General features: G+C 43.9%; 16 protein-coding genes. 8 read left to right on the top strand and 8 right to left on the bottom strand.

All coding sequences use genetic code 11. The features are described 5' to 3' along the window. Positions 1-2: 2 nt before the first annotated feature. The 3 genes from X919_RS0112315 to ispE all read right to left on the bottom strand — a co-directional run bounded on the left by X919_RS0112315 (position 3) and on the right by ispE (position 3,060). A complete protein-coding gene (locus X919_RS0112315) occupies positions 3-1,322 on the bottom strand; it encodes an aspartate kinase (RefSeq protein WP_028900368.1) in 1,320 nt (439 codons plus the stop codon). Positions 1,323-1,346: 24 nt separating this feature from the next. Next, the gene (locus X919_RS0112310) at positions 1,347-2,090 is read right to left on the bottom strand and encodes a cell division ATP-binding protein FtsE (protein ID WP_028900367.1); all 744 of its coding nucleotides are present in this window, start codon (positions 2,088-2,090) and stop codon (positions 1,347-1,349) included. A 130-nt stretch (positions 2,091-2,220) separates the two neighbouring features. After that, entirely contained in the window at positions 2,221-3,060 is an 840-nt protein-coding gene (gene ispE / locus X919_RS0112305) for a 4-(cytidine 5'-diphospho)-2-C-methyl-D-erythritol kinase (protein WP_036918016.1), read from the bottom strand. Between the two features lie 105 nt (positions 3,061-3,165). Between ispE and dnaB the strand changes: the two genes are divergently transcribed. Next, positions 3,166-4,698 carry a replicative DNA helicase gene (gene dnaB / locus X919_RS0112295; RefSeq protein ID WP_028900365.1) on the top strand — a complete coding sequence of 511 codons (1,533 nt, stop codon included), beginning with the start codon at positions 3,166-3,168 and terminating at the stop codon, positions 4,696-4,698. Between the two features lie 292 nt (positions 4,699-4,990). Here the strand turns inward: dnaB and thiL are convergent, their stop codons facing one another. The 4 genes from thiL to sppA are packed head-to-tail and all read right to left on the bottom strand — an operon-like array spanning position 4,991 to position 9,775. Then, positions 4,991-6,106 carry a thiamine-phosphate kinase gene (thiL, locus tag X919_RS0112290; protein WP_028900364.1) on the bottom strand — a complete coding sequence of 372 codons (1,116 nt, stop codon included), beginning with the start codon at positions 6,104-6,106 and terminating at the stop codon, positions 4,991-4,993. A gap of 18 nt (positions 6,107-6,124) precedes the next feature. Next, the gene (locus X919_RS0112285) at positions 6,125-6,889 is read right to left on the bottom strand and encodes a purine-nucleoside phosphorylase (protein WP_028900363.1); all 765 of its coding nucleotides are present in this window, start codon (positions 6,887-6,889) and stop codon (positions 6,125-6,127) included. Beyond that, positions 6,879-8,000 (bottom strand): tetraacyldisaccharide 4'-kinase, encoded by a 1,122-nt coding sequence (gene lpxK, locus X919_RS0112280; RefSeq protein WP_028900362.1) that lies wholly within the window; start codon positions 7,998-8,000, stop codon positions 6,879-6,881. Before lpxK ends, X919_RS0112285 begins: the two co-directional genes overlap by 11 nt. A gap of 2 nt (positions 8,001-8,002) precedes the next feature. After that, positions 8,003-9,775: a signal peptide peptidase SppA gene (gene sppA / locus X919_RS0112275; protein WP_028900361.1), complete on the bottom strand. Its 1,773-nt coding sequence runs from the start codon at positions 9,773-9,775 to the stop codon at positions 8,003-8,005. Positions 9,776-10,083: 308 nt separating this feature from the next. Between sppA and X919_RS0112270 the strand changes: the two genes are divergently transcribed. The 5 genes from X919_RS0112270 to guaA all read left to right on the top strand — a co-directional run bounded on the left by X919_RS0112270 (position 10,084) and on the right by guaA (position 16,722). Continuing rightward, positions 10,084-10,353 carry a co-chaperone GroES gene (locus tag X919_RS0112270; protein ID WP_028900360.1) on the top strand — a complete coding sequence of 90 codons (270 nt, stop codon included), beginning with the start codon at positions 10,084-10,086 and terminating at the stop codon, positions 10,351-10,353. Positions 10,354-10,409: 56 nt separating this feature from the next. Next, complete coding sequence (gene groL, locus X919_RS0112265) at positions 10,410-12,041, top strand: chaperonin GroEL (RefSeq protein ID WP_028900359.1); 1,632 nt, start codon at positions 10,410-10,412, stop codon at positions 12,039-12,041. A gap of 697 nt (positions 12,042-12,738) precedes the next feature. Further along, complete coding sequence (locus X919_RS0112255; RefSeq protein WP_028900358.1) at positions 12,739-14,283, top strand: RapZ C-terminal domain-containing protein; 1,545 nt, start codon at positions 12,739-12,741, stop codon at positions 14,281-14,283. 68 nt (positions 14,284-14,351) lie between these two features. After that, on the top strand, positions 14,352-15,164 hold the full coding sequence (locus tag X919_RS0112250) for a sugar phosphate nucleotidyltransferase (protein ID WP_028900357.1): 813 nt from the start codon (positions 14,352-14,354) through the stop codon (positions 15,162-15,164). Positions 15,165-15,177: 13 nt separating this feature from the next. Continuing rightward, positions 15,178-16,722 carry a glutamine-hydrolyzing GMP synthase gene (guaA, locus tag X919_RS0112245; RefSeq protein ID WP_028900356.1) on the top strand — a complete coding sequence of 515 codons (1,545 nt, stop codon included), beginning with the start codon at positions 15,178-15,180 and terminating at the stop codon, positions 16,720-16,722. Positions 16,723-16,887: 165 nt separating this feature from the next. Here guaA and X919_RS0112240 read toward each other — a convergent pair whose 3' ends face one another. Continuing rightward, on the bottom strand, positions 16,888-17,310 hold the full coding sequence (locus X919_RS0112240; RefSeq protein ID WP_028900355.1) for a hypothetical protein: 423 nt from the start codon (positions 17,308-17,310) through the stop codon (positions 16,888-16,890). Positions 17,311-17,436: 126 nt separating this feature from the next. Here X919_RS0112240 and rlmD point away from each other — a divergent pair, with 126 nt between their 5' ends. After that, positions 17,437-18,876: a 23S rRNA (uracil(1939)-C(5))-methyltransferase RlmD gene (rlmD, locus tag X919_RS0112230; RefSeq protein ID WP_028900354.1), complete on the top strand. Its 1,440-nt coding sequence runs from the start codon at positions 17,437-17,439 to the stop codon at positions 18,874-18,876. A 33-nt stretch (positions 18,877-18,909) separates the two neighbouring features. Beyond that, positions 18,910-20,034, top strand: coding sequence for a porin (locus tag X919_RS0112225; protein ID WP_028900353.1), 1,125 nt, complete (start codon positions 18,910-18,912; stop codon positions 20,032-20,034). Position 20,035: the final 1 nt, after the last annotated feature.

The following is a 20,035-nucleotide window of genomic DNA, read 5'->3' as shown; positions in this document are numbered from 1 at the left end:
TATTAATGCTGGAAAAGCACGTCACTAAGTTGCTGAAGTGCACGCTGCTTGTCTTTAGCATTGATAAGAAAGGAAATATTGTAGTTACTTCCACCATAAGAAATCATGCGGACGGGAATTGATTTCATAGCCTCAAGGACTAATGTCTCAAATCCTAAATTCTTCCAGTCCAAATCGCCTACAACACAAACAATACACATATCATGGTCTACTGAGACTGTACCATATTTCTTCAATTCATTTACAATCTCATTTAAGCGAGCTTCAGAATCTATGCTCATAGACACGCCAACTTCACTGGTTGTAATCATGTCTATAGGAGTCTGGTTACTTTCAAAAATCTCAAATACTTTTCTCAAGAAGCCTGTTGCTAAAAGCATTCTACTACTTTTAATTTTAACAGCAGTAATGTTGTCTTTAGCCGCAACAGCTTTTATTTTCCCTTTAACAATGGTATTATCGATAATGGTTCCTTCAGCTTCGGGCTCCATAGTATTTTTTAATCTAACAGGGATTCCAGCATACTTAGCAGGTTGTATGCATGTAGGGTGTAAGATTTTTGCACCAAAGTAGGCTAGTTCGGCAGCTTCCTCGAAGTTGAGTTGGTGTAAGGCTTCTGTTTTCTTTACCACTCTTGGGTCATTATTATGCATGCCATCAATATCAGTCCATATCTGAATTTCACTTGCAGAAAGTGCAACTCCAATAAGTGATGCCGTATAATCACTTCCTCCTCGTAGGAGATTATCAACCTCACCATAGGCATTTCTACAGATAAATCCTTGTGTGATATAAATTTGAAAATCTTTATGTTGTTCCATAGCTTTCCCCAATTCTTTTTTAATAAATTCAGAATCAGGTTCGCCATTTTTGTCAGTACGCATAAAGTCAAGTGCATTAAGCAATATCACCTTAATCCCTTTTTCTCGGAGATAGTTTGTAACCATATTGGTGCTCATGATTTCTCCTTGCGCAACAATATTCTTTTCTTCAAAGCTGGTAAATAGGTCTTTTGTAAATGAACGTAAATATTCAAATTTCTTTATCAGGAACTCCTTAGTCTTTAATTTATATTCCTCTGTAGAATATAAATCTTGCACGTGTTGCAGATATTTATCTTCGAGCTTATTGATAACTTCATTTGCACCTTCAGGATTTTTCTTATAAAGGTAATCAGCAATTTCAATTAATGCATTCGTTGTACCACTCATAGCAGAAAGAACAACAAACGTAGGTTCTGAGGATGCTGTAACTAATGATGCGACTTCCTTCATGCGGCTAACTGTACCAACAGAAGTGCCACCAAATTTCATAACTTTTATACTCATCTTGTATTTATTGTCGCGTTATGCTTCTGTGTTAGGAACTGTCTCTATATCTTCAGTGAGATCTAAATGATTATATTCTTTTGTAACTTCTGCAATGGCGCCATCCTTACAGCAATATACAATTCCTGGAATTTTATTCAGCATTGTTATATTGTGTGTTGTAATCACAACAGCTGTATTGGATTTTGTTAAATTCTTGAGCAAATGAATAATATCATTTGCAGTTTCAGGATCGAGGTTACCTGTCGGCTCATCTGCCAAGATTATTTTGGGCTCATTTAAAATTGCTCGTGCAATAGCAACACGCTGCTGCTCTCCTCCCGATAGTTCATGTGGATATTTATCGATTTTATCCAACAAGCCTACATCAGAAAGTGTTGTTTCAATGCGCTCATTTATTTCTTGCTCATTTTTCCATCCCGTAGACTTTAGGATAAACTCAAGGTTTTTTCGTACACTTTTTTCGTGTAGCAGTTTAAAATCTTGAAAGATAATGCCAAGCTCTCTGCGCAAGGCTGGCACTTCTTTTCGTTTTAAAGTCAGCATGTCGCGCCCCAGAACTTCGGCTTTCTGTTCGTTCTTTTCAGCATCCTTGTATAAATCAAGTTCGCAATATAATGTTTTGAGCAAGCTTGTCTTTCCAGATCCAACTTTGCCGATAATATAAATAAATTCTCCTTCTTCAACTTGAAAAATCACATCTTTCAAGACGAGATTATCCTCTTGATAAATGTCTATGTTGTTGTAGTCAATTAAACTCATGATTTGAAAAACTTAATGCTGTTATGGTTTCATGAAAAATATCTAATGAAAAATGATAGCCACAAAGGTAGATAATATAATTTAGAAAAAAGAATGTATTATTTCTTTTTCAACTTTATACGGCTCTTCGTTACAATTCGCCTGCAAAAGTGTAGCAGTTGGGAAATGAGGAGGAGAAATCTTTGGGATTCTCCTTAAAGAGTCCGTAAAGACTGCTGCCACTGCCACTCATCGAAGCGTAGCATGCACCTTGCCGATAGAGTTCTTCCTTAATTTCTTTCAGCTGTGGATAGTTTTTGAATACCGATGTCTCGAAATCGTTTTTCAACTCATCCTTCCATGTTTCAACAGGTTGTTTCACGATGTCTTTGCAGCATGTTGCGGGTCGTTGTGGTACCACATGGGAGTAGGCTTCTTGCGTAGAAACAGCAACAGGTGGTTTTACAATGCCAATGTAATAGGATTGTAAGAGATTTTGGAGCTCATCCATGGGCGACAAATTACTACCAATTCCCTCTGCAAAAGCTGCTTCATTGCGGATAAAAAAAGCACAATCTGCGCCCAAATTTGCAGCATATCGTTCCATCTCTGCATAGCCTAAGTTGAGGCGGAAGCGCTCATCTAATAATTTTATCATGAATGCGGCATCACTTGATCCGCCGCCTAATCCTGCTTGTGAGGGTATTTGTTTGTAGAGATGAATGTGGATGCGCGGCAATTTGAAATCGCGTTTCAGCAGTTGATAGGCTTTCACCACAAGGTTGTCTTGTTCATTGCCTTCCAGCTGATTTCCCGTTATTTTAAGATCGCAATCGGTTGTCGACGGGAAGTTCTCGTCCATGTTTTTAATTTCGAGTGCATCACATAGTGGAATGGGGTAGAAAATGGTCTCAATATTGTGATAGCCATCGCTTCTTTTTTCAACGATGTTGAGCCCGAGATTGATTTTTGCGGTGGGAAATAAAATCATGTGTTTATGCTTATTTTTATGGGTTACAAAAATACAAAAAATAGATTTACTAAGATGGCCTATACTTAAAAAAATGATTACCTTTGCCGAAAATCAAAAAAATTTATGGTAGAAAGTAGTACTAATGGTGCTCGGCGCCGAAAGGGAACACAACAGATAGACATCACCTATGGGCATTTGCAGCCACAGGCTACCGACATTGAGCGGGCTGTGATAGGTGCGTTGATGATTGATAAAGATGCTTTTTCGGTTGTTTCAGAAGTGATACGTCCAGAGACTTTTTATGAGCCTCGGAATCAAAAGATTTATCAAGCGATTCAGAACCTGAATATGACCGAGCGTCCTGTTGACATCATGACGGTGACGGAGGAGCTGAAACGCAATGGCACTTTTGAAGAGGTGGGTGGTTTGGCTTATTTGATGGAGATTAGTGACCGCGTAGCATCTTCAGCCAATGTAGAGTATCATGCACACGTTCTGGCGCAAAAGTTCTTGGCGCGCCAATTGATACAATTTGCCAGTAGAGTAGAGGAGAAGGCCTTTGACGAAACGGTGGATGTAGATTTGTTAATGCAGGAAGCCGAGGGGTCGCTCTTCGAAATTTCGCAGCGCAACATGAAGCAGGATTACACCCAGATTGATCCTGTCATAAAAGAGGCTATTGATATTTTGCAAAAGGCATCGGCCAACAAAGATGGGCTGACAGGTGTTGCGACGGGGTACACAAAATTAGACGAAATAACGAGCGGCTGGCAAAAAAGTGATTTAGTAATTATTGCAGGCCGTCCAGCCATGGGCAAAACGTCATTTGCATTGAGTTTGGCCAAAAATATAGCGGTCGATTATCAGGTTCCCATTGCTTTTTTCTCGCTTGAAATGAACAATGTGCAGTTGGTGAATCGTTTGATATCAAACACGTGTGAGGTGATGGGTAGCAAAATTTTAAGTGGCCAGCTTACCCCCGATGAATGGGAACGTTTAGACAAAAATTTGGGGAGGCTCACCGGAGCACCCATTTATGTGGATGACACGGCCAATCTCTCGGTGTTTGAATTGCGGACGAAGGCGCGTCGACTGGTGCGTGAAAAAGGAGTTAAACTAATCATGATTGACTATTTGCAGCTCATGAATGCCAACGGAATGAAGTTTGGCAGTCGTCAGGAAGAGGTGTCAACCATTTCGCGTTCACTCAAAGGATTGGCTAAAGAATTGGATATTCCCATTTTGGCCTTGTCGCAATTAAGTCGTAATGTGGAAAATCGTGATGGTGTAGATGGCAAGCGTCCCGTGTTGAGTGATTTGCGTGAGTCGGGCGCTATTGAGCAAGATGCCGATATGGTGCTCTTTGTGCATCGCCCCGAATATTATCATATTTACGAAGACCAAAATAAAAATGACTTGCGCGGCATGGCACAAATCATCATTGCCAAGCACAGAAAGGGTGCGACGGGCGATGTGTTGCTCACATTTAAAGGTGAATTCACCAGTTTTCGCAATCCCGAAGAATCTTATCATTCGATGCACGATGGTGGCGAAATCGTTGGATCGCGCATGAATGGCGGTGAGAGTAATCCGCCGGAGAGCTATCCATTAAGTGACGCTCCATTCAAAGAAACAGGTGGCGATGTGCCCTTCTAACGTTGCGCATGGAATAGTATAAAAAGATTTTGGTGTTTGCCGATGGTTGAGCAAGCACCATTTTTTTTGGAAGCGGCTTGCTAACAACTTAGCAGGACAAAAAAATGATTTTGAGGCTTGCTAACAACTTAGCAGGGCAAAAAAAATGATTTTGAGGCTTGCTAAAAACTTAGCAAACGCCAAAAAAAAATTTTGAACCTTGCTAATAACTTAGCAAACACCAAAAAGAAAAATCGGTGCTTGCTCAAGCTTGAGCAAGCACCGAAAAGTTTTATGATTTAACTTCTTTACTTCATTTCTGTTGCAATGGATTCCATCCTTGTGCCTGCAATTGAAACTCATTGTTATCGCGCGTAACTAACATGCAGCCTAAATTGGGCTTGGTGATGTAGCCTATTTGCCGCACACCTTCCATATTTTTAATCTTCTCGTGATTGCCTATGGGAACAGTGAAGAGCAACTCATAATCCTCGCCACCATTGAGCGCACAGGTTGTGAGGTTGATATTGAATTCCTCTGCTGTGACGGCAGTCTGGTAGTCAATGGGAATTTCTTTTTCGTAGATGCGGCAACCACAATTGCTTTGCTCGCAGATGTGCATCAATTCGCTGCTCAGACCATCTGAAATATCCATCATGGCAGTGGGGTGGATGTTAAGTGCGCGCAATTGCTCAATCATGTCGCCGCGCGCTTCGGGCTTGAGCTGGCGATTTAAAAGATATTCTTTTCCAGCAAAGTCGGGTTGAAAATCTTCGAAAGCTTGGCGCTGCTGTTGCAAGGCCCTCAATTTGGCTTCATCATGTAGCTCCTTCGCTTGGTTCACCTTTTTGTTGTAGTCTTCAATCTGCGAATAATACACCGCCTTTTCGCGTTCTAAGATTTGCAATCCCATATAGGCCGCTCCCAAATCGCCCGTGACGCAGATGAGGTCGGTTTCTTTTGCTCCGTTGCGATAAACGATATCTTCTTTCGCAGCCTCGCCAATGCATGTGATGCTGATGGCCAATCCTGTGCGCGAGGAAGTGGTGTCACCGCCTACAATATCTACCTGCCATTTGTCACAAGCAGCTTGCATGCCTTGATAAAAGCTATCCATATCTTCAATGGTGAAACGTTTGCTTAATGCGATGCTGACAATGATTTGCCGTGGAAAACCATTCATAGCAAAAATATCGCTGAAATTAACCATCGCCGATTTGTAGCCTAAGGTGAAAAAATCCATGTAGGTGAGGTCGAAGTGAACGCCCTCCATAAGCATGTCTGTGGTGACGAGTGTCTCGGTCTTGGGGTAATGAAGCACGGCGCAATCGTCCCCCACACCATATTTTGTGCTGGGATTTTTGATCTGAATATCCTTTGTGAGTCGCTTAATGAGCCCAAACTCACCCAGTGTAGCAATGTCTGTCATAACGTAGGATGATAGGATTTATGCGCGGCGAATCATTTCGCGCATGATGGTTGTCATCTTTGGCTGTGCGCCATTAGCTGCCTTTTGCACTTCTTCGTGACTCACTTCTACCGGTGTGTCGAAGCCGCCTAAATCGGTGATGATGCTCATGCCAAATACTTTGATGCCACAGTGGCGTGCTACGATAACTTCAGGAACTGTGCTCATGCCCACAGCATCAGCACCCATGAGATGATACATGCGATATTCTGCCGGCGTTTCGAATGTTGGGCCTTGCACACCCATATACACACCATGTTGTAGGGTGATATCGAACTCTTTTGCAATATCGTCAGCCAAGGTGATAAGTCGCTTGTCATAGGCCTCATGCATATCAGGAAAACGCGGGCCTGTGGGGAAGTTCTTGCCATGCAAAGGATGTTCGGGGAAAAAGTTGATATGGTCGGTGATGACCATGAGGTCTCCAATTTTGAATAGTGGGTTCATCCCGCCAGAAGCATTGCTGACAAAGAGTGTTTCAATGCCTAATTCATACATGACCCGCTCCGGGAAGGTAACTTCTTTCATGTTGTAGCCTTCATAAAAATGAAATCTTCCCTCCATGGCCATAATATCTTTTCCGCCCAACTTTCCAAAGATGAGCTTTCCCGCATGGCCTTCAACTGTCGACACTGGAAAATGGGGTATTTCGCTATAGGGGAACTCGTAGCTATCGGTTATTTCTGAAGCTAATTGTCCGAGGCCTGTCCCCAGAATGATGGCTGTTTTAGGATTAGTTGTCATCCTTTCTTTTAGCCAAGATGCTGTCTTTTGAATTTCTTCGTACATAATTTATAATTTTTTGATTGAATTCCTCCTCTTGATGGAGCATGAATTTGATGCGAATCGGTAGCACATAAAGATTGCGCTTTACCTCCTCACTGAGTTCGGTACAATGCTCTAAACGCGAAGCATCCTTTTCTGTCGTTATAATAATTTTCTTGCCTTTGATAGCTTGAAACGTGTTGTTAATCCGTTCAATATCCTTCTTTTTAAAAGCATGATGATCAGGGAAAGCGAGCGATTGTATTTGCTTTACTTTCGGGGTGAGATCGAGAATCATTTGTTTGGGTGAGGCTATTCCTGTCAAAAGCAAGACCGATGTATCAGAGAGTTGATGGAGTGATGGCGCAGGTTGTTCGCTATCAAAGAGTGTTGTTAGGTCTTGATAGTCGATGGTAGTGAAGAAAAGATTTTGATAGGGATAGAGATTTATTGCTTTTGTGAGCACACGAAATTCCATTGGTTTTAAATCTTTCGGACATTTCGTGATAATTACAATATCGGCTCTATCTTTACCTGACTGTGGTTCGCGCAATCTTCCAGCAGGCAATAACTTGTCGTAGATAATGAGGCGATGATAATCAATCAAGAGTATGTTAATACCTGGTTTCACATAGCGATGTTGGAAGGCGTCATCTAACAAAATGACATCGGTATCTTGTGTCGCTTCGTCGTTGATGATATGTTTGATACCATTCACGCGTTTTTTATCTACTGCAATGTGAATATGTGGATACTTTTTCTTCATTTGGTAAGGCTCATCTCCAATCTCTCGTGCCGTACTTTCTGATTCTGCCAACTGGTAACCATGACTCTTACGCTTGTATCCACGTGAGAGTACACTCAATTGCAATTTATCTTTTAATAGATTGATGAGATATTCCACATGTGGTGTTTTTCCAGATCCCCCCACAGTGATATTACCTACCGCAATAATGGGCGTGTTGAAACTGTGTTGTTTGAGTAGTCCCAAGTCAAACATTTGGTTGCGTATTCCTACGCCAAGTCCATAAATCCAGCTTAAGGGCAATAGCCATTCATTGATATGTATAAAATCGCCTTCAGTCCTCATACTTATTGAATTTTTATAATATAGGGAATGCGTGCTTGAATCTTATCCATGTGTCGGTAGTCATTTGCCATCTTGAAAGGCTCATAATATTCACCAAGCAAAGTGTGTAATTGACCATTGAGCAAATCAGATGAAGCATTGTAGCCGCTAAAGAGTTGTTCCCATGCGCTAATAGGAGCAGGATAGGAACGTGTAGCCTTTGAATTGGTTTTTGCTAATTCGGCTGCTTTTGTGATAGCTTTGTCTAATCCGCCTAATTCATCCACAAGCCCAATACGGATAGCATCCTCGCCCAACCATACACGGCCTTGAGCCAATTGCTCTACACGTTCCATAGAAAGATGCCTACCTTCGGCCACACGTTTCTTGAATAGTCTATAGCCACGATTAATCTGGCGCTGCAAAAGTCCTAATTGTTCTGTAGTGAAAGGATGCCCATTTGCACCAAAGACGGCATTACGATTGGTTTTAACCTCGTCATAGTGTAGTCCTAACTTTTTTGTCATCAATTCACTAACATCGGGAAATAGACCAAATATGCCGATACTTCCTGTGATTGTAGAAGGGTTGGCAACAATCCAGTTTGCATTGCTACTGAGATAGTAGCCGCCTGAAGCAGCTGCGCCACTCATTGAAATGACGACAGGTTTTATCTTCTTAAGTTCAGAAATTTGGTGCCATATTTGTTCTGAGGCATAAGCTGAGCCACCTCCTGAGTTGATACGAATTACGACGGCTTCAACGTTATCATCGTTGGCTAAGTCCTCTAAATCCTGACACACGTTATCTGCAGCTATCTGGTGATTATCTTGAAATAGTCCTTGTGTTGAGGCTTGGTCTACGATGTCGCCATAAGCATAATATACGGCGATGTGTTGTCCAGTAGAAGTATTATTATCTTCAGCAAGCTTATCTACACTTACTTTATTGATTTCTTCATCGTTATCAATTTGTAGTTTCCATTTGATAATTTTTTTCACTTGATCATTGTAAAGGAGTCCATCTATCATATGGCATTTTACCAATGTTTCTGGTGCATCCATACCAATCACGTTGTCCGCATATCGATTGAGCAAGGACGAATTTATTTTTCGATTGTTGGCTACTGTGTTGAGAATGATTTTCCACCATCCATCAAGATAGCGTTGTGTTTGTTCGCGATCTGCATCACTCATCTTGTCTGCTGTTGTTTGTTCTACGGCACTTTTATATTTACCTTCTTTCGTAGCAATAACCCGGATGCCTAATTTAGCTAATAAGTTTTTATAATAAATACGCTCGCCACCGATTCCAGCCCAATCGAGCATACCTTCTTTGTTCATATAAATCTTGTCGGCAGCAGAAGCTACGTAATAGCCTAATGTGCTATAACTTTCACCATAGGCTATAATCCATTTTCCTGATTTTTTAAAATCCAGCAATGCAGATTCAATCTCTTGTACCTGTGCCAAATCCGCAGAAAAGGCTCCAGCTTCCAGATATATACCAACAATATTGTCGTTGCTTTTTGCGTGCTGAATAGCTTTCATGACATTTTCAAAACTCAAAGTAGACTCGTCGCTCAGGCTGCTAAAGATATCACCTTCTTGTTGTTCTGTCATGAGCCCCTTTAACTGAATAACCAATACTGAATTATTGCTGATGCTGCTCGAAGAAGAATCTCCAGCTGTAATCAATAATCCCATGATGGCTAAGAAACCAAATATAGTTGTAATAGCAGTGAAGATAAGTAGGCCTACAATCGTGGCCAAAACATGCTTAAAGAAATCTTTCATACATTTTACAAATAGGTTGTTTGTTACAAAAGTCTATTGCCAAAACACAATTGTGGTTATACAGTTGACCTTTTCTTTAATTAATATGGTTGCAAAGTTATGAAAAAATATTTGTAATGACTCTTTACGAATTCATTTATTTTGTTAGAAGAGAGTACTATTATAAGACAAGATACTGACAAAAGTTAACAGTCTACTGACAATTTTGTCGGTATAAACTGACAAAATTGTCATATATGAATTCTGGCATAATATTCGCATAAGGCAATGAGTAAAATTGAATATTAAACAATTAAATCATAAAAGAAATGAATATCAAACCATTAGCAGACAGAGTTTTGGTGCTTCCTGCACCAGCAGAAGAGAAAGTTGGCGGAATTATTATTCCTGATACAGCAAAAGAAAAACCACAACGTGGCCGTATAATAGCTGTAGGTCAAGGCACAAAGGATGAAACTATGGTGTTAAAAGAAAATGACATCGTATTATATGGTAAGTATGCAGGAACAGAACTGGAATACGAAGGAGAAAAATATTTGATAATGAGACAGAGTGATGTTTTAGCAGTATTGGGCTAAACATTTAATTTGTTAAAATGAGATTATTAAACGAGTCAATTTAAAACTAAAAGATTATGGCAAAAGATATTAAATATAATGTTGATGCACGCGAATTACTGAAAAGAGGCGTTGATCAATTAGCTAATGCAGTGAAAGTAACATTAGGACCTAAAGGGCGTAATGTAGTTATTGAGAAAAAATTTGGTGCTCCACAGATAACTAAAGATGGTGTAACCGTAGCAAAAGAGATTGAACTTGAAGATCGCTTTGAAAATACAGGGGCACAATTGGTAAAGAGTGTTGCCAGCAAGACCGGTGATGATGCCGGAGATGGTACAACGACAGCAACGATTTTGACACAAGCCATTGTAAATGAAGGCTTGAAAAATGTGACCGCTGGTGCAAATCCAATGGATTTGAAGCGTGGAATTGATAAGGCGGTGAAAGCTGTTGTTGACTATATTCAGGCGCATGCAGAGCAAGTAGGCGATAACTATGATAAAATAGAACAGGTAGCTACAGTTTCTGCCAATAATGATCCTGAGATTGGTAAGCTTTTAGCTGATGCGATGCGGCGCGTTTCTAAAGATGGTGTTATCACCATTGAAGAGAGTAAGACACGTGATACCAGCATTGGCGTAGTTGAAGGGATGCAGTTTGACCGTGGTTATTTGAGCGGTTATTTTGTAACCGATGCTGACAAGATGGAATGTGTGATGGAAAATCCCTATATTCTCATCTACGATAAGAAGATTAGCAATTTGAAAGATTTCTTACCCATTCTTCAACCTGCAGCTGAAAGTGGACGCCCCTTGATGGTGATTGCCGAGGACGTTGATTCTGAAGCTTTGACAACGCTTGTTGTAAATCGCTTGCGTGGTGGTTTAAAGATTTGTGCAGTGAAAGCTCCTGGCTTTGGTGATCGTCGCAAGGCTATGCTCGAGGACATTGCAGTGCTCACGGGTGGTGTTGTTATCAGTGAGGAAAAGGGCTTGAAGTTAGAACAGGCAACACTCGAGATGTGTGGCACAGCTAAAAAGGTGGTTATTTCGAAAGATAACACTACAATTGTTGATGGTGCAGGTAAGAAAGAAAGTATTGCCGACCGAGTTGCACAAATTAAGAATGAGATTGCAAACACTACCAGCTCGTATGACAAGGAAAAGTTACAAGAGCGTTTAGCTAAGTTGGCTGGTGGCGTAGCTGTACTATATGTAGGTGCAAACTCTGAGGTAGAAATGAAAGAGAAGAAGGATAGAGTTGATGATGCACTATGTGCAACACGCGCTGCTATGGAAGAAGGAGTTGTTGCTGGTGGTGGCACAACTTACATTCGGGCTCTCGATGCTTTAAAGACTCTTAAGGGTGATAATGCCGATGAAACGACTGGTATTAAGATTGTGGAGCGTGCTATTGAAGAACCACTTCGACAAATCGTTTCTAATGCAGGTGGCGAAGGTTCTGTAGTTGTGAATAAAGTTGCTGAAGGTAGTGGTGATTTTGGTTACAATGCACGCACAGACGTTTACGAAGACATGCGTAAAGCTGGTATCATTGATCCCGCAAAAGTTGCTCGTGTAGCACTTGAGAATGCCTCTTCTATCGCAGGATTATTCTTGACAACAGAATGTTTGATTACGGATAAGCCTGAAGAAAATGTACCCGCTATGCCTGCTGGACAACCAGGAATGGGTGGTATGATGTAAGCAAGAGTTATTCATAATAATAAAAACAAGGGATATACTCCATAGTGGGTATGTCCCTTTTTCTTGTAATATGGTACAGGAACATGCCCCATTCGTTTGATATCTTCATCTTTTGGAAAATGTATAATACTTGCTTATCTAAAATTATACGTGATTACACAAAAGACATTCGCTTAAAAGTAAAATGGAGAGGAGAATGGATTTGCAAAAGGAGTAAGTCGTATTGTGAGCAATAATATATGAAAGATTATGGCAAGAATTGCTCCTTTCTCTGCAAAATTGAGGTTAATAAATAAAAAAAATGAGGCAATTTCTTTGAGCTTGTCATTTATTTTTCTATCTTTGCACTACAAAATCGAAATTTAAGGAGTATTACTCCAGAAAAGATATTTTTTTTGATTTGTTTTAGTAGATTAGTTTTTAAGTAGTTTGTTTTTGGAAATCGGTTGTCGTGATGACATCCGATTTTTTATTTATTTCTTTTGAATTTCCTCGTATTATCTTTATCTTTGCAGGTATGAAAATAAAATTCAATTGGAAACGTGTCGCATTATTTGCTGTCTTGTCCGTATTATTGCTCATTAACACCCATTCTTTTTTAATGTCATTGGGAATTATGATGATTCTACTATTGGTTGATGCACTTTTAGCACAATGGGAAGATAAACGGCGTAATCACAACAAAATGAATTAACCAATGGAGCAATTAACCTCACTTTATAAGCAGTTTACAGGTCATTCGCCTGCGAAGATTGAGAAAATTGATGGTGCAGGTAGTAACCGGCAATATTATCGTTTTATATCAGACAGCGGCGACAGTATCGTTGGTGTAATAGGGACAAGTCGTGATGAAAATCATGCATTTATTTATTTAGATCGTCATTTTTTGCTTAGAAAATTGCCTGTCCCAGAAGTACTGGCTGTGAGCAATGATGAATTGCGCTATTTGCAGACAGATTTAGGGACACAATCGCTATTCGAGGCTATTCGAGGCGGACGCGAGGCTGGTGGACGTTATAATCAAGACGAGCAAGCACTGTTACTGCATGTGATTTGTGAACTCCCCAATATTCAGATTCGTGGTGCACGCGGTTTAGACTGGAATAACTGCTATCCTCAGCCAGCCTTTGATGTAGAAAGCGTGCTCTTTGATTTGAACTACTTTAAATATTGTTTTCTGAAGGCGACAGGTTTGGATTTTCACGAATTAAAGTTGGAGGCAAACTTCCGCATGCTTGCCAAGGACTTAACCGAAGAGGTAGGCGAGAGTTTTCTTTATCGCGACTTTCAAGCACGCAACATTATGCTCGATGCGCAGGGAAATCCATACTTTATCGACTTTCAAGGTGGTCGGCGCGGACCTTATTACTACGATTTAGCTTCGTTTCTTTGGCAGGCTTCGGCGAAATATCCCGATAAACTGAAGGTGAAGCTCATCAAAGCCTATTATAATTCATTGAGTCAATACATAGAAGTTCCGCCCGTTCATGAATTTACCAATCGCTTGTCGTTGTTTGTGCTGTTTCGCTTGTTGCAGGTGCTTGGTGCCTATGGTTTTCGCGGTTATTTTGAGCGAAAGAAGCATTTCTTAGACTCTATTCAGCCTGCCATAGAGAGTTTGCGCCAGTTACTTGCTGCACAAGCTGCGCTTTTCCCTTATCCTTACTTAGTCGAGATGTTGACACGTCTCGTAGCCTTGCCGCAGTTCCAAGATGCCCCCATACCTGTGCAGGCACGGACAGATGGATACAAAACCACCGATAGTACTGTGTACGAAGCGCATCCAGAAGACGGTCCCGCCACCTTTTCTAAGTACGACGGCAAAGGTCCTTTGGTTGTTCGCGTGTGTAGTTTCTCCTATCGCAAAGGAATTCCCGAAGATCCATCGGGTAATGGTGGGGGCTACGTGTTTGATTGTCGAAGCACACACAATCCTGGCCGCTACGAGCCCTATAAAGCACTTACCGGCTTGGATGAGCCCGTGATTCGATTCTTGGAGGACGATGGCGAGATATTACATTTCTTAGAACACGTCTATCAGCTCGCTGACCACCATGTAGCGCGCTATATGCAGCGTGGTTTCACCCATCTCATGTTCTCATTTGGTTGCACAGGCGGTCAGCATCGCTCTGTCTATAGTGCACAGCATTTGGCACAACACATCCACGAGAAGTTTGGCATTGAAGTGCAAATTTTACATCGAGAACAGCACATTGAACAAGTATTAAAGGCGCGAAATTAGCGTAGCAACACCAGTGCAGCATAGGGGATTGACAAAAATCCACCTTGCAAGCACATTTCCTCATCAACATTATGCAAGCAATGATATTTGCAGCGGGATTGGGTACCCGCTTAAAGCCGCTCACCGACAAATTGCCCAAAGCCCTCATCGAGATTGACGGCGTACCACTGCTCAAGCGCGTCATCGAGAAGTTAAAGGTCTCGGGATGCGACCACATCGTCATCAACGTGCATCACTTAGCCCCGCTCATCATCGATTACCTCAAAACCAACGATAATTTTGGTGTCGACATTCGTGTGAGCGATGAAACCGCCGAGTTATTGGAGACTGGCGGTGGGTTGAAGCATGCCCAACAGCTTTTTCGCCCCGACGAGCCAATTTTAATCCATAACGTAGACATTCTGAGCAACATCGACCTGCGCGCGTTCTACACCACCGATCGCATGATGATGTGCCCCACGTGCGGCGTCCCTCACGAGCAAGCATCGGCCGTGCTCTTGGTGAGTCAGCGCGTCACACAACGCTATCTGCTCTTCAACAACCAAATGCGGCTCGTTGGCTGGGTAAATCTTGCAACGGGCGAGGTGAAAAGCCCCTTTACCGAGGTGCAACAAGCCTCGATCGACACCATTCAGCACAACTACCAGCTGTTTGCGTTCTCGGGCATCCATTTGTTCGCGCCCACGCTCTTTCCTTTGATGGAATCGTTTGCAAATCGCTTTTCCATCATCGATTTTTATCTAAAAAATTGCAGGCAGGTAGCTATCAAGGGTTGTGTTGCGCAAAATTTGCAGCTGCTTGACGTGGGCAAGGTCGAAACACTCGACGCCGCCCACAAATTTGTTGAGTCCCTCAACGGTACAGGTCAAATCACTCTTTAAAATCACAATATACATGCAACAGAAGATCATTATTTTAGATTTTGGCTCGCAAACCACCCAGTTAATCGGCCGGCGCGTGCGCGAATTAGACACCTTCTGCGAAATCTTGCCCTACAACAAGTTTCCCAAGGACGATCCGTCGGTGATCGGTGTAATTCTTAGCGGAAGTCCCTATTCAGTGCACGATGCAGAAGCTTTTCAGGCCGATTTGAGCGCATTAATTGGTAAGTATCCTGTATTAGCCATCTGTTACGGCGCACAATTCATTGCAAACGCCTGTGGCGGGAAGGTGGAACAAGCAGGTACGCGCGAATATGGGCGCGCCCACCTCTCGTCTGTCGATTCCACGTCGAGAATCTTCAAAGGCTTTGCGTGCGGCTCGCAAGTCTGGATGAGTCACGGCGATACCATCACGGGCATACCGAGTGACTACAAGGTAATTGGCTCAACCGACGATGTCGAGTACGCTGCCTTTGCCAACGAGGACAAGCGCGTGTGGTGCGTGCAGTTTCACCCCGAGGTTTACCACTCAATACAAGGCAGCCTGCTCTTGAAGAACTTTGTAATCGACATTTGCGGCAGTCGCCAGTCGTGGAGCGCGGCGTCATACGTCGAAACCACCGTGAGCGAGCTCAAACAACAGTTGGGAAACGACAAAGTCATCCTCGGTCTGTCGGGTGGCGTCGACTCATCGGTCTGCGCCGTGCTGCTCAACCGAGCTATCGGTAAAAACCTCACCTGCATCTTCGTAGACCACGGAATGCTGCGCAAGAACGAGTTCGCACAGGTCATGCAGGACTATGAAGGCTTAGGGTTAAACGTGATTGGCGTCGATGCAAGCGAAAAATTCTTCGGTGATTTAGCGGGCGTGACCGATCCTGAAGAGAAACGCAAGATTATTGGTCGGGATTTCGTCGAAGTGTTCAATGACGAAGCACGTAAAATCGTCGACGCGAAGTGGTTGGCGCAAGGCACCATCTATCCCGACCGAATCGAGAGCCTAAGCATCACTGGTATGACCATAAAAAGCCATCACAACGTGGGCGGTCTGCCAAAAGACATGCAGTTAAAGCTCTGCGAACCGCTGCAATGGCTCTTTAAAGACGAGGTACGCCGCGTGGGCTATGAATTGCAGATGCCTACACGCTTGATAAAGCGCCATCCTTTCCCTGGTCCGGGACTTGCCGTGCGCATACTCGGCGAAATCACGCGCGAAAAGGTAAGTATCTTGCAGGAAGCCGACGACATTTACATCAGCAAGATGCTTAACTACCAAATGCCCGACGGAACAACCCTCTACGACAACATTTGGCAGGCGGGAACGGTCTTGTTATCCACGATTCGGTCGGTAGGCGTCATGGGTGACGAGCGCACCTATGAGCATCCTGTAGCGTTACGGGCAGTGACAAGCATGGATGCCATGACGGCTGACTGGGCACACCTGCCTTATGACTTCATGGCCGATGTTTCTAACGAAATCATTCGCAAGGTGAAGGGCGTCAACCGCGTTTGCTACGACATCTCGTCGAAACCGCCCTCGACCATCGAATGGGAGTAGGGTAGAGGGTCGACAATTTCCTCAAACTCATTGAGCAAGCACAATCTCCATGCGAGGTTGTGCTTGTTTTCATCGTGCGAGCCATGTTGCAACAAGCATTAGCGCAACGCGCCAGCGTGCAGGCATCTTGCATGATGCAGAACCGATAAAGACGAGTTTCGCCAGTCAAGTGACGACTTGTGCACGACGACCAAACCCCAAAAACTGCAGAGTACCGAGGTGGGATTGTGCATTTTTACCCCGAAACTGCATTGTACCGAGGTGGGATTGTGCATTTTTACCCCGAAACTGCATTGTACCGAGGTGGGATTGTGCATTTTCACCACGAAACTGCATTGTACCGAGGTGGGATTGTGCAGTTTCACCCCAAAACTGCATTGTACCGAGGTGGGATTGTACATTTCCACCCCGAAACTGCATTGTACCGAGGTGGGATTGTGCATTTTTACCCCGAAACTGCATTGTACCGAGGTGGGATTGTGCATTTTCACCACGAAACTGCATTGTACCGAGGTGGGATTGTGCAGTTTTGGTTCGTTCAGCCCATGTTTTCAGGGTATCACTGCTTTTTCGCTTGTTTTCAGCCAATCAATTGGTAGGATAGGCATTTTTTAGAGAATATTTTGCTAATTTTGCATGCTGTGAAAAGCAGAACAAGGCCGCGGCTAATCCGTCTGCAGGCTTCATTGCTTTGAATAAAAACATTTTTGACGAATGACAAGAAAACATAAGCCATTGCCACTGTTGCAAGACGTGGTCATCGAGGCTATTGCAGCCGAAGGAAAGAGTTTGTTCCATGTCGACGAGCGCGTAGTGTTCGTTCCGTTCTGTGTGCCAGGTGACGTGGTCGATGTTCAGATTACCCGCAAGAAACATAACTATATGGAGGGCGTTGTTGTGCAATTCAAGGCCTATAGTGACGTGCGCGCAGTGCCTACTTGTCAGCATTTTGGCGTTTGTGGCGGGTGCAAATGGCAGAATCTGCCCTACGAGGCTCAGTTGGCCGCGAAACAACAGCAAGTTGTCGACCAACTCACGCGAATTGGCAAAGTCGCGCTGCCACCCGTCAGCCCCATCCTGGGCAGCGTGAAAGTGCTGGGTTATCGCAACAAATTAGAGTTTGGCTGCGCTAACAAACGTTGGTACACGGCAGAAGAGCTCGCAGCCTTGCCACCACGCACTGAGGATGGTGCAGGACATTTGAACGACAGCGCAATAGGCTTCCACATCACGGGTGCATTCGATAAAATCTACCCAATCGAGAAGTGTTGGTTGATGGACGACCTGCAAAATCGCATTCGCAACGAGATTTATCGCTACGCCGTGGCCGAGCAGCTCAGTTTCTATGACATTAAAGCGCAGCATGGCCTGTTGCGCAGCTTGATGATGCGCAATTCTAACACGGGCGAGTTCATGCTGTTGGTGCAATTCCACTATGATGCGCCCGACGATGCCGAGCGTGCAGAAAAACTATTGGAACACGTCGCGCAGACCTTCCCCGAGATTAGTAGCTTGCTGTATGTCGACAATCAAAAGGGCAACGACACCTTTGCCGACTTGGATTTAATCACATTTCGAGGCACCGACTTCATTTACGAGACGATGGAGGACTTGAAATTCAAGGTCGGGCCAAAAAGTTTCTATCAAACCAACACCGAGCAGGCGTTTCACCTCTATGACGTGGCGCGCCGCTTTGCCGCGCTCACGGGCAGCGAATTAGTCTATGATCTTTACACCGGCACAGGCACGATAGCCAATTTCGTAGCGCGGAAAGCGCAGAAAGTCATCGGAATTGAGTATGTTCCCGAAGCAATTGAAGACGCCAAGGTGAACAGCGCCATTAACCACATTGACAACACGCTGTTTTATGCGGGCGACATGAAAAACATCCTGACAAACGACTTTATTGCCGAGCACGGACGCCCTGACGTCATCATCACCGACCCGCCACGTGCTGGCATGCATGCCGACGTGGTGAAAGTCATCCTGAACGCCGCGCCACAGCGAATAGTCTACGTGAGTTGCAATCCAGCCACGCAGGCACGCGATTTACAACTGTTGGATGCGCAATATCGGGTGGTGCAGGTGCAACCCGTCGACATGTTTCCGCATACACCGCACGTGGAGAACGTGGTACTCTTAGAAAAAAAGTAATTCATAACATATCTTTCACTAATTCATGAACGCATGAAGACAAAAAACATCTTGGCGAGCATGTTACTGCTCGCTACACTGTCGGCACAGGCCGAAACACCCGAGTGGGTGAAGAGTATTAAGCTGTCAGGCTATGGCATGACACAGTACCAGTATTCTAATCAGCAGAACGCGAAGAGCAACACCTTTAACTTGCGGTTACTGCGCTTGTCGTTGGAAGGTCGCGTGAGTAACGACTTTTACTGGAAGGCGCAGATGCAAATCAATGGCAATACCTCGACGTTGGGCAGCAGCCCACGCTTGGTCGACCTCTTTGCCGAGTGGCAAAAGTATGATTTTGCCCGCGTCAAGGTGGGTCAGTTTAAGCGTCCGTTCACTTTCGACAATCCCCTGCATCCTATCGACCAGGGTTTTATGAGCGTTGGTCAGGCGGTGCTGAAACTCGCTGGGTTTAGCGACCGCAGCGGTGAGCAGCCCAGTAACGGCCGCGACATTGGTCTGCAATTGCAAGGCGATGTGCTTCCCAATGCCGAAGGTCGCAAGTTGCTGCACTATCAGGTGGGAATCTTCAACGGACAAGGCATAAACACCAAGGATGTTGACCAGCGCAAGGACGTGATTGGCGGTATTTGGGTGATGCCTGTCAAAGGCATGCGCGTAGGTGTGTTTGGCTGGGAAGGTTCTGTCGCGCGCCGAGGAACATGGAGCGATGCAGCTGGTGTTCTGCACAGTGGCGTGCGGTCATTGCCCAAACATCGCTATGCGCTGAGCGGTGAATACAAGGTAAACGACTGGACGATGCGTTCCGAGTATGTTCACTCCACGGGAAAGGCCTTTTCGACCGCGATTACGAACACTAACGCGCAAGATCCCAACTTTAAGAACTGTAACATCAGTGCACTGGGTGATAAAGCCGATGGATTTTATGGTTTGGTGATTGCACCAGTAGTGAAAAACAAATTTCACCTAAAAGCGCGCTATGATCTCTATCGTGCCAATGCAGAATGGAATCATGCGCGCACACAATATGAGGTGGGTGCCGATTATTTGTTCCATAAGAACGTGCAACTCAATGTGGAATATGCCCGCGTGAACGATCGGAGCTTGTCAAAGCACAATTTTAACCTCGTCGACGTGGAACTTGACTTTCGCTTCTAAG

Source organism: Prevotella sp. HJM029 (genome assembly GCF_000599605.1).
GTDB lineage: Bacteria > Bacteroidota > Bacteroidia > Bacteroidales > Bacteroidaceae > Prevotella.
The sequence above is the reverse complement of the archived record's forward strand: the minus strand, read 5'-3'. Positions and strand labels throughout refer to the sequence as shown.

Coding starts and splice junctions, on each gene's coding strand:
- X919_RS0112310 (WP_028900367.1), bottom strand. CDS start 2,090: ATGAGTTTAATTGACTACAACAACATAGACATTTATCAAGAGGATAAT.
- ispE (WP_036918016.1), bottom strand. CDS start 3,060: ATGATTTTATTTCCCACCGCAAAAATCAATCTCGGGCTCAACATCGTT.
- dnaB (WP_028900365.1), top strand. CDS start 3,166: ATGGTAGAAAGTAGTACTAATGGTGCTCGGCGCCGAAAGGGAACACAA.
- thiL (WP_028900364.1), bottom strand. CDS start 6,106: ATGACAGACATTGCTACACTGGGTGAGTTTGGGCTCATTAAGCGACTC.
- X919_RS0112285 (WP_028900363.1), bottom strand. CDS start 6,889: ATGACAACTAATCCTAAAACAGCCATCATTCTGGGGACAGGCCTCGGA.
- lpxK (WP_028900362.1), bottom strand. CDS start 8,000: ATGAGGACTGAAGGCGATTTTATACATATCAATGAATGGCTATTGCCC.
- sppA (WP_028900361.1), bottom strand. CDS start 9,775: ATGAAAGATTTCTTTAAGCATGTTTTGGCCACGATTGTAGGCCTACTT.
- X919_RS0112270 (WP_028900360.1), top strand. CDS start 10,084: ATGAATATCAAACCATTAGCAGACAGAGTTTTGGTGCTTCCTGCACCA.
- groL (WP_028900359.1), top strand. CDS start 10,410: ATGGCAAAAGATATTAAATATAATGTTGATGCACGCGAATTACTGAAA.
- X919_RS0112255 (WP_028900358.1), top strand. CDS start 12,739: ATGGAGCAATTAACCTCACTTTATAAGCAGTTTACAGGTCATTCGCCT.
- guaA (WP_028900356.1), top strand. CDS start 15,178: ATGCAACAGAAGATCATTATTTTAGATTTTGGCTCGCAAACCACCCAG.
- rlmD (WP_028900354.1), top strand. CDS start 17,437: ATGACAAGAAAACATAAGCCATTGCCACTGTTGCAAGACGTGGTCATC.
- X919_RS0112225 (WP_028900353.1), top strand. CDS start 18,910: ATGAAGACAAAAAACATCTTGGCGAGCATGTTACTGCTCGCTACACTG.